At 55.3% G+C, this 12,874-nt stretch carries 7 protein-coding genes; all 7 read right to left on the bottom strand.

From position 1 onward, the window contains the following. Positions 1 to 5: 5 nt before the first annotated feature. Positions 6 to 1,613, bottom strand: coding sequence for a type I restriction-modification system subunit M (locus RVM26_RS11300; protein ID WP_498938667.1), 1,608 nt, complete (start codon positions 1,611 to 1,613; stop codon positions 6 to 8). Continuing rightward, the gene (locus tag RVM26_RS11305) at positions 1,610 to 2,722 is read right to left on the bottom strand and encodes an AAA family ATPase (protein ID WP_498938669.1); all 1,113 of its coding nucleotides are present in this window, start codon (positions 2,720 to 2,722) and stop codon (positions 1,610 to 1,612) included. Before RVM26_RS11305 ends, RVM26_RS11300 begins: the two co-directional genes overlap by 4 nt. Next, positions 2,722 to 5,892: a DEAD/DEAH box helicase gene (locus RVM26_RS11310; RefSeq protein WP_498938670.1), complete on the bottom strand. Its 3,171-nt coding sequence runs from the start codon at positions 5,890 to 5,892 to the stop codon at positions 2,722 to 2,724. Before RVM26_RS11310 ends, RVM26_RS11305 begins: the two co-directional genes overlap by 1 nt. Further along, positions 5,889 to 6,701: a hypothetical protein gene (locus RVM26_RS11315; protein ID WP_498938672.1), complete on the bottom strand. Its 813-nt coding sequence runs from the start codon at positions 6,699 to 6,701 to the stop codon at positions 5,889 to 5,891. The genes RVM26_RS11310 and RVM26_RS11315 overlap by 4 nt, the downstream gene beginning before the upstream one ends. After that, on the bottom strand, positions 6,698 to 8,011 hold the full coding sequence (locus RVM26_RS11320) for a restriction endonuclease subunit S domain-containing protein (protein WP_498938674.1): 1,314 nt from the start codon (positions 8,009 to 8,011) through the stop codon (positions 6,698 to 6,700). The genes RVM26_RS11315 and RVM26_RS11320 overlap by 4 nt, the downstream gene beginning before the upstream one ends. Continuing rightward, positions 8,004 to 11,054: a type I restriction endonuclease subunit R gene (locus tag RVM26_RS11325; protein ID WP_498938676.1), complete on the bottom strand. Its 3,051-nt coding sequence runs from the start codon at positions 11,052 to 11,054 to the stop codon at positions 8,004 to 8,006. The genes RVM26_RS11320 and RVM26_RS11325 overlap by 8 nt, the downstream gene beginning before the upstream one ends. A 169-nt stretch (positions 11,055 to 11,223) precedes the next feature. Continuing rightward, the gene (gene guaA / locus RVM26_RS11330; RefSeq protein ID WP_498938678.1) at positions 11,224 to 12,801 is read right to left on the bottom strand and encodes a glutamine-hydrolyzing GMP synthase; all 1,578 of its coding nucleotides are present in this window, start codon (positions 12,799 to 12,801) and stop codon (positions 11,224 to 11,226) included. Positions 12,802 to 12,874: the final 73 nt, after the last annotated feature.

A 12,874-nucleotide genomic window follows, 5' to 3' on the forward strand; every position in this document is an offset into this window, starting at 1 on the left:
GAAAGTTACGACAATTCCTTAAGCCCTATATCCTTCAAGTAACGGTTATGCTTATCACGCGCATCTTTAATTCTGCTCTCAATCTGATCTAACTGTAAGCTAACCAACCCAAGGTCGACTTCTGCTTCAGGTTTCATTGTACTTACATAACGGGAGATATTAAGGTTGTAATCATTCTCCTCAATCTCCTCCATTCCCACCCGGCGGGCGTAGCGTTCTTCTTCCCGGCGGTGTTGGTAGGTCTCGACAATTTTGTCGATATGCTCGGGCAATAGCTGGTTCTGACGTTTACCCTTTTTGAAATGCTCGGCGGCGTTAATGAAGAGCACATCATCGGGCTTTTTACACTTTTTCAGTACCAAGATGCATACCGGGATGCCGGTGGAGAAGAACAGGTTGCTCGGCAGGCCAATGACAGTGTCGATATGGCCGTCCTTGAGCAGCTTAGTACGGATACGGCTCTCCACGCCGCCCCGGAACAGCACGCCGTGCGGTAGAATGATGGCCATGGTGCCTTCGTCGCTCAAGAAGTGGAATCCGTGCAGCAGAAAGGCTAAATCCGCAGCTGACTTGGGTGCCAAGCCATAGTTCTTGAAACGAAAGTCCTCGCCTAGCGCTTCGTTGGGCTGCCAGCGATAACTAAAGGGTGGATTGGCCACCACAGCGTCGCACTGGAGTTTTTTGGCCGGGTTCATCTCGTTGAGCAGTTCCCAGTCATTGGTCAGGGAGTCGCCGTGGTGAATATCGAACTCACTGTCCTTGACCCCGTGCAGCAGCATGTTCATGCGCGCCAGGTTGTAGGTAGTGATGTTCTTTTCCTGACCGTAGATCTTGCCAATGCCGTGCGGCCCCATCTGATTGCGCACATTTAGCAGCAGTGAGCCGGAGCCGCAGGCGAAGTCCAGCACATTGTTGAGCTTTTTCTTCTTGCCGGTGGCGGGCTCCTGACTGTCCAGCGTGACGATGCGCGACAGGATGGTGGATACGGTTTGCGGGGTGTAAAACTCCCCGGCCTTCTTTCCGGAGCCAGCAGCAAACTGGCCAATCAGGTACTCGTAGGCATCGCCCAGAATGTCACTGTCGGTGGAGAACTGCGCGATCCCCTCGGCGATCTTGATGATTATGGTACAGAGCTTTTCGTTACGCGTCCTGGGTGTCCGGCCCAGTTTTTCCGAGTTGAGGTTGACCTCGGAAAACAACCCCTGGAAGGTGCTAGCAAAGGACTGGTTCTCGATGTAATTGAACCCACGCTCCAGGGTTTGCAGAAGCTCAGCGTTCTGGGTGCGGGCGCGCTCGTAAATGCTGCTCCACAGGTAATCTGGGTGAATCACATAGTGCACTTTGCGGCGCATCTGCTTTTCAAAGGCGGGCACATCTCCGGCATTGTTCGCGTACCATACCGCCAGCGGAGCCCTCCGGTCTTCCTTATCCATATTGGGGTAGTCCGACCCCAGTTCCTTCTTTGCCGCCACCTCGAAGTTATCGGAGAGGTAGCGTAAAAATAGGAACGACAGCATATAGTCGCGGAAGTCGTCGGCGTTCATCGCCCCCCGCAGGTCGTTGGCGATGGCCCAGAGGGTCTTGCCCAGTTGGCTGAGTTGCTCTTTGGTCATGCGTTGGCGCTCTCTTGCGTCGGTTCCGGAAATAGTTCTGGGTTAAAACGGTAGTTGTTCATAAAGTCCCGCAGGATCTTACGAAAATACTCTTTGTTCTCCGGCAACATTTCCTGTGGCTCATACAGGGAGTAGTTGCCGTGACTGAGGACATTCACAAGCCGGGCGTGGAGAATGGCGTCAGGGTCGTCGCTATCCTGCTTGATGCAAGCGGAGAAATTGCGAAACCCGTGGAAGGTGGCCGTTTTTTCCAATATGTTGCGCAGAATATTAAAGTGGTAAGTATAGACCTCGCCCGACTCCGCCACCTCGTGCAGATGTTTCAGCAGGGCCACATGATGGTAGCGCGGTGTATCTCCCGTATCCGCCAGCCGGATATGGTCGGACTCCTTGCTCAGGAAGCCTTTGACCGCATTGCTCAACTCGTTGCACATCACATTGAAAAACAGATGATGGTGCGTGGAGATCACTGTTCTAATCTGCCCATTAGCATCTTTCAGCAGTTGCGCCAAATGGCTGGCCACTGCGATGGCGTTGTTGTCATCTAACGATGAGATGGGGTCGTCGATATAAAGGTACTTCACCCAGGCATAGGGTGAGCCCTCTTCTTGATCTACCGCCAACTGAGCCACAGCCAGAAAGAAGCACCAGACAAAGATATTTTCTTCGCCGCGTGAGATCTTGATAGGGATGGGCGCGCCCTCGGCATCTTTGTCCCGAAAAAAGGTGATTTCCCAAGTCTCGTAGTCGATCAGGAAGTCGAAGTCCGCATAGCGAGCCAGCAGCGGACCGATGCGGCTTTCCATCTCCAGCTCTTGCAGGCCATCAAAGAAGTGGGAGTTTCGATTCAGACGCAACACCCGCTTGACGTCATGTTCCAGGTCGTTATCCCAGTAGAACAGGTCTTCGGTGAAAGCGTTGAAGTAGAGGGTGTCGCGTGTTTCTTCATCGTCATCGCCTTGCTTGCCCAGCTCCTTGAAGGCCATGGACAGGCGCGTCTTGCCGGTGCCGTTGAAGGCAAACAGCAGGATGTACTTCTTCTGCTCCAGCCGTTCACGCAAGTTCATCGCAAGTTCGGAGAGGTTTTCGAATGAGCGATTGGCTGTCATTACTCTACCCCATCCATGATTTGCCAGACCCTCCGGTAGGCGTTCCCATCAGGGCCAAGTGCTGCAGCCCAGTCTTGCTGTGATAATGCGGCGAGTCGCTGCCGGATTGCTGGCAGGGATTCTCCTGCTCTGAGGTTCAAAGTCCGGGCAAGTGGAGTCGCCGCTCGACGAGGGACTCCGAGCAAGCGCAAGGTGATAGCCTCGTCAGTGGATACTCCATAGAAAACCTGTGAAGGAAGGTTGGCCAGCCGGTTGCGCTCTTCCTCCGGCAGGTCATAGGCAGTGATCGCCATCAAGGCATTCAACCCCCAGGAAGAGGTTTGTGCGAGCTTGCCAAAAAGGTTCTGCCCGCACTTGGTCAAGGCAGTAACCCCATCCTCTCCGTCTTTACGGAAATGGCGGTCGGCAATGGTGGTTATCTCTTCGCCATTCACCCAGTCTTTCAGGATGAGTGCCAACTTGTCGCCGTCTTGTGATTGACCGCCTAGGACGGCTTTCAAATTGTCACGTAGCTCTGGAACCTTCAGCAGCACACCCATCATGTCCTGAAGAGCTCGGTCACCTTGACTGAATAGTCGCTCCCGATTCCATGAATCAGGTCCGATATTGCCGCGATTCGTCATAACCGTTCTGATACTTTCGAGGCAGAAACCAGTGCTATCCACCAGCTTGAGCGGCTGCTGCGGACGAGTCATATTGGAAACATAGGCTCCAATACCTGCTAATAAGCGACGAGCCATCTGACTGTCGGATGCCCTCAGCTTTTCAAAACCTAAGGTACCACGCAGGACTTGCTCAATCTGGTCGGCAAAATTGGTCGGTTTACCCATTTGCCGATAGGTATGCACCAGATACTGAAGAAAGCTCGACCACTCTGGGCGGGAATAAACAATACTGCCGAGATCCGACATGCTATCGCCAGCCGCCTGGGCAAGCTGGATCAAGGCCGAATTCAGATCTCCCGTGTTGCGATCAATGAATTCCCGTCGCTTGACAATTTCTCCGCCATCCCTGGCCACCAATGCCACAACTCCAAGCTGCCCTTGAGAGACTCGGCCCGCCCGACCCGCTATATTCCAGAAATCCTCGGGCGGCATTGGGACTGAACTGCGTCCCTGAGGGTAGTGAGTCGATGCCATTACCACACCACTAACAGGAAAGTTAACGCCCTGAGCAATGGTTGTCGTCGCCACGAGCACGTCAAGCCGTTCTTTCTCAAACAGCCATTCCATCAGCATGCGTATTTCTTCAGGCAAACCACCATGGTGCACTCCTACACCATGAGAAAGCAGGTCCACCAGAGGAAACTGCGCGCCCAACTCAGCAGTAACATAGTTCTGAACAAACCGAACATCATCGGACAAGTTCGGCAGCCGATCAGATTTGATCTTTTCAGCCAGTGACCAAACAAAATCCGGTCGACTGTGCATGGCAATTACGGGACCACGCCCCTTAAGTTTGCGTGCCGCGATGGCAGCCAAAGTACCTACGTCCTGTGACTTCGAGAGCGTCGTTGCAAGCGCATCATCTTTACCCAGCGAGAAGGTGTCATCTAGGTCAATGGTGTGACGTGAGGTGTGCACCGTCTGGAAGTCCAGTCGGTAATTACGACTACGGCCGTTAATGGCACCATCGTCTACAGGACTAATAATACCAATGGCCCGATCATTGGGCTGCCAGTCCACCCCGAGGCTGATATCTTCCGCATTCTGGCCGCCCAGCCAACGGGCAACTTCTCGGGCATTCTGAATGAAGGGTGTCAACAGCAGGAACTGTGCTTCTCGGCATTCGCGGTTGATTGTGGCCAATAACAGCTCCAGCCGCAGGCCCCGCTCACCCTCCTGAATAGTATGTGCTTCATCGACTACCACCAGCGATAAGGGGCGGCCAATTTTCTCCTCCCATCCCTGACGCAGCATTAGGTCGAATTTCTCTGGAGTGGCCACCAGAATGCGGAATTGTGTCTCCTTTTGAGACTCCTTCAGCATATCTGCTTCAACACCGTCGATCTCCATGGCCGGGCTGACCCGTTCAACCTGAAGCCCCAAAGGCTCGAAATCTCGGCGCAACTGACGCGTCACCTGATTGACCAAGGCTCTTGTAGGTGCTAGATAGGTCACCCAACCTTTACGGTCCTCAAATTGATTGAGTGCCTGAAGCATTCGGAACTGGGCAATCAGTGTCTTGCCACTGGAAGTGGGCAAGCTGACCACCACCGCCCGGCGGCTGGAACCTAATAGGCCTTGCTCAGCCAAAGTACGGCGCTGCGGCGGCAGCACATCGAACAAAGCTCGGTCTCCCCGGCCACGTTTGACCAGTTCGCGCACAAACTCGGTGACACGGGAATTTACGGCGCGCGTCACCGTCCAAAGAGCGTTGTCCGCCATTTGCTGAGCGGCGCGCGCCAGCAGCCGCGTCAGGGGCCCCAGTTCTATCAACTGCGCGGTATCGCAGGCATCAATGGCTCGGTCGAAGTGAGAGTCAAGCACTGGCTGGATTTGGTGGCTGCCGTCCACCACACCATCGGTGATGTAATGGGCCAACACATCCGCCGCTTTTGCCAGATGGTAGATCGCAATCAGTTCCAGCGCGGATCGTTTCGCGTCCAAGGGCTCAAAAGTGTGGAGATATTCCCGTTCAAATGTTTGCTGGGTGCTTCGCAATGCGGCAACTCGCTCCAGAACGGCATCGCGGTCAGACCAGCCCTTTTTGCGCACTAACCGCAGCCAGACATCCGTAAGGGTGGCACGACAGCGCTCCCCCCAATCGGGGGTCTCCAGCGGTAAATCGGGCCATTGTTGTGACTCATCCAAACTGCGCAACCATCTTGCGGCATCCGCACCGCGATCACCCAGTACAGCCAGTACCGAAGCGCGCAACAAATGAGTGCCTGCATCCATGGGGTTGATGGGCATCGGTAGCATTCGAAGCAGGCGGAAGGCATCTCCGGCAGCTTGACGCGACAATGCACGCTGTTCTGGATCGTCGGCTAACCGATCCACCTCCAAGTCAAGCACAGCGATCTCTAGCGCAGCAGCCGATTCCCGCAAAACTTCCCCGTCGAAGTCCGGTAGATCCCGCCCCATTTCCCGGTAGAACTGAAGGCGGTCAGCCTCGCGCAGCGCCACGCGACGTTTCTCCGCCATGGTATCCAGCAGCCAGTGGCTCATGCTGCGCCTCCTTGGCCGATGGCTTGTGGAAGCTGCGTGATGGGCCAAGGCAAATAGAGTGCAATCAGGCAGCAATGGGTTGGGGTAGTCAGGCTGCTCGCCAACTTGCCACCTCGCACCTTTAAGTCGGCTTCCCGAGGTTCTTGATCGCGAACCAGAATACCGAACAGCGCCAGGTCGCGCCGCCCGGAATTAAGATAGCGGGTGCAGGCTGCGTTAAAGGCAGCTTCATATTCGGTGCCCTTGACACGAGGCAAGAGCCAACTGAGCAGCTGATGGATGGTTCCGAGATTCGTAGCCAAGTTGTCGATCTGATGGCCAAGTCCGCCACTTCGACCGCTCATCACTTGTGGCGGCCATTGGGCTTCGGACGAACATTTGACTTCACCGAGAGCCAAACGATGGGAATCGCCATCACGCTGAAACCCAACGATGTCCGCACCCGGAAGAGAAGCGAAGGGGTTACGCTTGTCGCGCTCATTGTTCCACGGCAGCTCCACCTCGTGATGGGCTTCCAGCACGGCTTCGGCAAGTGCCTCGCCCGCTGCCCAGTCTCGAGTTTCCGGCACTTCGGCGGCAAGTACAGCTTCCAGCGTCTCTAACCCCATGCCGGTGAGGCTAAGCCCCTGGAGCTGCTCATGTAGCGCTTCACTGCCCTCTGTATCGTGCAGGCGAGCAGCCACCGGCCCCCGCATAAAAGCCGTCAGCTCGGTGCCATCATTGGTGCATTCGCCCTGCCAAACTACGCAGCCTTGGGTTGAGCCATAGGCGGTTTTGGACGGAAATGACAAGGGCGTCTCTTGGCTCATACGCCCACCGCTTCCGGGCAGGGGAAGAGCTGCTGCATCAGCCCTTTCTTATGGGTCTTGAGGGCTTCGAGCTTTTCCGTCTGGGCGGCGATCAGTGCATCACAAGACGAGAGGCAATCGGCGATTTTTTGTTGTTCGTTTGCCGTGGGCACTAACATATCAGTATTACCCAAAAACTCTTTCGATAGGTTGTTATTCTGCCCCTCCCCTCTTGCATTCAATCGATCGTAAAGCACTGGCTCCATAAGCCTTAACAGCGAATAGTGGGTATCATTTTTTAGGACTACTTTGCAGGTTCGTTGATTTATTGCTGATAATCCGCCATTCCAAAAAAAGAAATTAAATCCAGCCGCACCCGTTAAACTTAAAAGTAAATCACCGTTATCGACCAAATACCTTTCAAGTCCTTGGGAGTCGATTAAGGATTTTGGAACGTATACTTTTTGTTTATTCTTGTTTTGGTTGTTTATGTCTGAAATTCTGACAACCTGTATAACGCCCTCATTACATGAGTCGACAAAATCAGTTGACTTGAATGCAAAGCCATCTCGAAAATCAAATAACTTAGTCAAAGGCTTCTGTACCCACTCCCCCGCATCACGAAATTCGGGGAAGCGCAGGCGTGGGACGGTTTCGCCTTCGCGGGGGAAGAGCTGCTGCATTAGCCCTTTTTTATGGTTCTTCAGGGCGTCTAACTTGTCCGCCTGGGCGGCGATCAGCGCATCGAGGGACGAGAGGCAATCGGCGATTTTTTTTTGTTCTTCTGCTGAAGGAACTGGAAGCGGCATTGCCATGAAATCTTCATTCGAAATCGCCATCCGGTCATGCCGCGCCCCGGTACTTCCCACTTGCCGCATGTACATATGCCAAGCGGATGATTTGAAGTAGTGTGCATAGAAATCGGTATTGGAACCCTTAAATTCAAATACCGTGTACAAGGGGGACATCACGCCGGTTTCAACGCGATTTCTCGAAATTGGACCCACGGGAGCAAAAGCCGAAATTCTCGGGTTATAAACAAAGTCATCTTTCTTTACGATGAAATAGTTTTCGAGATTCCCTTGGGTCGCAATATCCTTATCAAAATAATCCCTCTGATCGACTACCCCATGTTCTGCTGAGTTGGTCAATACACGCGTCAGTTTCCCGTCACGATTCCTTTCAGTTCGCCTACTAGCTAATTTTTTGAGTGGTGCAATGTCCCACTCCCCCGCCTCCCGAAACTCAGGAAAACGCAACCGTGGCACCAAGCCGTTCGTTTTCTGGATTCCCGCCTTCGCGGGAATGACGGTTTTGGTTGATTTACTCATACGCCGCCAACCCCGATATCTCGCGTCCGCTGACCTGCTTCTTCAGAAACGGCACCAGTTCGTCCATCAGCGCCAACTCCGCCTTGCTGCGCGCCTTCCAGCCCAGTTCCAGCGGTTCGAACAGGTCGCTGAGCTGTTCTCCGTCAAAAATCATGCGGTCAAGAATGCCGTCCACGAAAGTTTGCAGGGCATCGCGGTCCAGCCCGTGGCGGTCGGCCAGAGCGGTGATTTCATTGTGGGCTTTTTGTGCCTTGAAGGCCTGGTAGCCGTCGCGGATTGCGGCCTCGCTCAGGCCCTTGCCGGCTTCCAGGGTGTTGATGTAGGCGATGATGTCCTCGCGCTCGTCCATCAGGTTGCTGCTGGCGGCGAGCAGATTGATCAGCTGGTCGCGGCGTAGGGTCTTTTTGCCCGGCTTGTCCTGACTGAAGCGGGCGATCAGACCCATGATGTAGTCGTAGTCGATCAGCGCCGATGAGAAGAGCACGAACTCGAAATCCAGTTGTTCGATGGCCTCCTGATCTGGCGAGGCCTGCTCGCCGGTTTTGCCTTGCTGCTCCTTGAGGCGCTGGGCGGTTTCCAGGTAGGCGCCGCGCAAGGAACGCAAATCATCTTCGGGTAGTACGCTGTTGATGCGTGCTTTCTGTTCTTCGTCCAGGTCGGTGTACTGGTCCAGTTGGGTCTTGAGGCGCTGGACTTCCTTGAAGCGGTTGACGAACTCGATGCGCGCGGTATCACCCTTGAGGTTGTAGACGCCTTTGGGTTCGGCCACCACATCCTTTTCGGTGAGGAAGTGCCCGATGGCGGCGACGGCCTGCTCGTATTTTTCGATCACCGTAGGGGCCGGGTCCACCAGCCAGATTTCGCGGGAGCGGTTGATGTCCTCACCGGAGAAGAGCGCGATGGCATCATCCACGGCTTGCTCCTGACCGCGAAAGTCGAGGATGTTGCCATAGGGCTTGGTGTCGTTGAGTACCCTGTTGGTGCGCGAGAAGGCCTGAATCAGGCCGTGGTGCTTGAGGTTCTTGTCCACGTACAGGGTGTTGAGGTACTTGGCGTCGAAGCCCGTGAGCAGCATGTCCACCACGATGGTGATGTCGATCTTGTGTTTATGCGGCAGGTCGCTGTTGGGATATTGCTGGTCCTTGATGCGCTGCTGCACGTCTTGGTAGTAGCGGTCGAACTCGCTGACGCTATGGCTGGTGCCGTACTGAGCGTTGTAATCGGCAATGATCTCTTGCAGGGCAGCCTTTTTCTGCTCCGGCTCCTGCTGGTTGTCGGCCTTCTCCTGGGGCAGGTCCTCTTGGAGCTGCTTCACATCCTTATCGCCGTTGGCCGGAGGCGAGAAGACGCAGGCAATGTTGAGCGGCGTGTAATCCGGGTCGTCGGCCTGGCACTCGGTCTGAACGTCCTTGAACAGCCGGTAATATGCGATGGCCTCGTTGATGGAGGCGGTGGCCAGCAGGGCGTTGAAGCGGCGATGGTTGGTGGCGGCCTCATGCTTGGCGAGGATGGCGTTTACCACCGCCCGCTGGGTCAGCGCCTGATCGGGCTTAGCCTTTGATTTGCTCTTTGCCAGCTCGCCAGTGGCTTTTGCGGCCTCCGGCTTGCTTTCGTGCTTGAAGTAATCGATATGAAAGCGCAACACATTGCGGTCATCAATGGCGTGGGTGATGGTGTAGGCGTGCAGCGGCTTTTCAAAAATGTCTTGGGTAGTGCGATAGCTGCCTACGGTGCCATCGATCTGCTTGTAGCTGGCGTTATCGTCAAAGATGGGTGTTCCAGTAAAGCCGAAGAGTTGCGCTTTGGGGAAAAAGGCCTTGATGGCCTGATGGTTATCACCAAACTGAGAGCGGTGGCACTCGTCGAAGATGATAACGACACGCTTGTCGCGCAGAGGGGCCAGGCGCTCCTTGTAGGTCTGCCTACCCTTGTCCTTGTGCTGCTGGGCTTTCTTGCTGGTTTCATCCAGCGCCAGGCCGAGCTTCTGGATGGTAGTGACAATCACCTTGTCAGCGTAGTCTTCGGAGAGCAGGCGGCGCACCAAGGTTTCGGTATTGGTGTTTTCCTCTACGCACCCTTCCTGAAAACGGTTGAATTCCTCACGGGTCTGGCGATCCAGATCCTTGCGATCCACCACGAACAGGCATTTTTCAATATCCGGGTTGTCCTTGAGCAGGGTGGACGCCTTGAAAGAGGTGAGCGTCTTGCCGCTGCCGGTGGTGTGCCAGATGTAGCCGTTGCCCCGGTTCTGGTGAATGCAATCGACAATGGCCTTGACCGCATAGATCTGGTACGGGCGCATGATCATCAGCTTCTGCTCACTGGCCACCAGCACCATGTAGCGGCTGATCATCCGGCCCAAGGTGCATTTGGCCAGAAAAGCGTCGGCGAAGTCGTCCAAGTAGGTGATTTTGCGGTTGTCTTCATCAGCCCATTGGTAGATGGGCAAAAAGCGCTCATCGGCGTTGAAGGCGAAATGCTGGCTCTGGTTGTTGGCGAAGTACCAAGTTTGATCGCGATTGCTGACGATAAACAACTGCATAAAGCACAGCAGCGTGTTGGTGTAGCCGTTGCCGGGCTCATTGCGGTACTCGACGATCTGCTCCATAGCCCGGCGCGGATTGATGCCCAGCGTCTTAAGCTCGATTTGCACCAGCGGCAAGCCGTTGATGAGCAAAATCACATCGTAGCGGTGGTGGCTGTTGTCGGTATTGATGCGCAACTGGTTGATGACTTCGAAGTCGTTTTTGCACCAGTCCTTGAGGTTGACCAGCATGTAGTGCAGCGGGGTGCCATCTTCGCGCTGGAAGTAACCGTACTCGCGAAGGGTTTTTGCGGCCTGGAAGACATCGGCGTTGATGATTTCATCGCGCAGGCGGGCAAACTCGGCATCGGTGAGACGGACGCGGTTCAGCGCCTCGAACTTGTCGCGGAAATTTCGTTCAAGCGCGACCTTGTCGCGGATGTCTGGGCGGTAGGTATACTTGAGTTCTTCAAACTTTCGTATCAGCCTCTGCTCTATCAGTAATTCCGTTGACGCCATTTTATAAACCCATCAATAAGTTACCGGTCCCCCAACAGCTTTTGTTAGCTTATGTCTTACAGAGCTGTATCGCCATTTGGTACGAGCTACTAAAACATGACGAGACCATCAGCAATTGCTTGCCAATGGTCTCTAAAACTAACGCTATTTAGCTTTTCTTTATTAAGCCTCACTCCCACTCAATCGTAGCAGGCGGCTTGCTGCTCACATCATAGGTCACCCGCGAGACCCCTTCCAACTCATTGATAATGCGGTTGGAGACCTTCTCCAGCAGCTCGTAGGGCAGGTGGGCCCAGCGGGCGGTCATGAAGTCGATGGTTTCGACGGCGCGGAGCGCGATGACCCATTCGTAGCGGCGGCCGTCGCCGACCACACCTACCGATTTCACCGGCAGGAACACGGCGAAGGCCTGGCTGGTTTTTTCGTACCAACCGGCGGCGCGCAGTTCTTCGATGTAGATGGCGTCGGCATCGCGCAGGATGTCGGCGTACTCTTTCTTCACTTCACCCAGAATGCGCACGCCCAGGCCGGGGCCAGGGAACGGGTGGCGGTAGACCATGTCGTAGGGCAGGCCGAGTTCCAGGCCTAGTTTGCGCACTTCGTCCTTGAACAGTTCGCGCAGCGGCTCGACCAGCTTGAGCTTCATGGTTTCCGGCAGGCCGCCCACGTTGTGGTGGGATTTGATTACGTGCGCTTTGCCGGTTTTCGAGGCGGCGGATTCGATCACGTCCGGGTAGATGGTGCCCTGGGCCAGGAATTCTACGCCTTCGATTTTGCTGGCTTCGTCATCGAACACGTCGATAAAGGTGTTGCCGATGATTTTGCGCTTGGCTTCCGGGTCGTTTTCGCCTTTCAGCTTCTCCAGGAACAGCGCTTCGGCGTCCACGCGGATCACCTTTACGCCCATGTGCTTGGCGAAGGTTTCCATGACCTGGTCGCCTTCGTTTTTACGCAGCAGGCCGTTATCGACGAATACGCAGGTGAGCTGGTCGCCAATCGCTTTGTGCAGCAGCGCGGCTACCACGGAGGAGTCTACGCCGCCGGAAAGACCCAGCAGTACGTGGCGGTCGCCGACTTGCTCGCGTACGCGCTGTACCTGGTCTTCGATGATTTGGGCAGGGGTCCACAGTTTCTCGGCTTTACAGATATCCAGCACGAAGTGCTCGAGAATCCGCTGGCCCTGTAGGGTGTGGGTCACTTCCGGGTGGAACTGTACGCCGTAGAACTGCTTCTCTTCCCAGGCCATGGCGGCAATCGGGCAGCTCGGGGTAGAGGCAGTCACTGTGAAGGTGTCGGGGGCTTTGGCGACTTTATCGCCGTGGCTCATCCATACATCCAGCAGCGCGTTGCCGGTCTCGGCGTCGACGTGGTCTTTGATGTCTTTGAACAGCGCGCTTTCCGCGTCCAGGCGAATCTGGGCGTAGCCGAACTCACGCTGGTTGGAGCCTTCCACCTTGCCGCCCAGCTGCTCGGCCATGGTTTGCATGCCGTAGCAGATACCAAACACCGGCAGGCCCATTTCGAACACGCACTCGGGGGCGCGGGGGGAGTCCAGCTCGGTGACGGATTCCGGGCCACCGGCCAGGATGATGCCGTTGGGGTTGTATTCGCGGATCTCTTCTTCGGTGATGTCGAAGGCGCGAATTTCAGAGAATACGCCGATCTCGCGCACGCGGCGGGCAATCAGTTGGGTGTACTGGGAGCCGAAGTCGAGAATCAGAATCTTGTGGGCGTGAATGTCACTCATGGCGAAGCCTCTATAACGCGGAACGGCCGCATTGGCTAAAAAGCAAGCGGCGGGGCAATGCCCGCCGCCGTGT

Origin of the sequence: Halomonas sp. KM072 (genome assembly GCF_050710315.1) — a bacterium.
GTDB classification, from domain to species: domain Bacteria; phylum Pseudomonadota; class Gammaproteobacteria; order Pseudomonadales; family Halomonadaceae; genus Vreelandella; species Vreelandella hamiltonii.

What these genes read in the sequence shown, in the direction of transcription:
- RVM26_RS11300 (WP_498938667.1), bottom strand. Translation starts at nt 1,613, where the DNA reads ATGACCAAAGAGCAACTCAGCCAACTGGGCAAGACCCTCTGGGCCATC.
- RVM26_RS11310 (WP_498938670.1), bottom strand. Translation starts at nt 5,892, where the DNA reads ATGAGCCACTGGCTGCTGGATACCATGGCGGAGAAACGTCGCGTGGCG.
- guaA (WP_498938678.1), bottom strand. Translation starts at nt 12,801, where the DNA reads ATGAGTGACATTCACGCCCACAAGATTCTGATTCTCGACTTCGGCTCC.
- RVM26_RS11325 (WP_498938676.1), bottom strand. Translation starts at nt 11,054, where the DNA reads ATGGCGTCAACGGAATTACTGATAGAGCAGAGGCTGATACGAAAGTTT.
- RVM26_RS11305 (WP_498938669.1), bottom strand. Translation starts at nt 2,722, where the DNA reads ATGACAGCCAATCGCTCATTCGAAAACCTCTCCGAACTTGCGATGAAC.
- RVM26_RS11320 (WP_498938674.1), bottom strand. Translation starts at nt 8,011, where the DNA reads ATGAGTAAATCAACCAAAACCGTCATTCCCGCGAAGGCGGGAATCCAG.
- RVM26_RS11315 (WP_498938672.1), bottom strand. Translation starts at nt 6,701, where the DNA reads ATGAGCCAAGAGACGCCCTTGTCATTTCCGTCCAAAACCGCCTATGGC.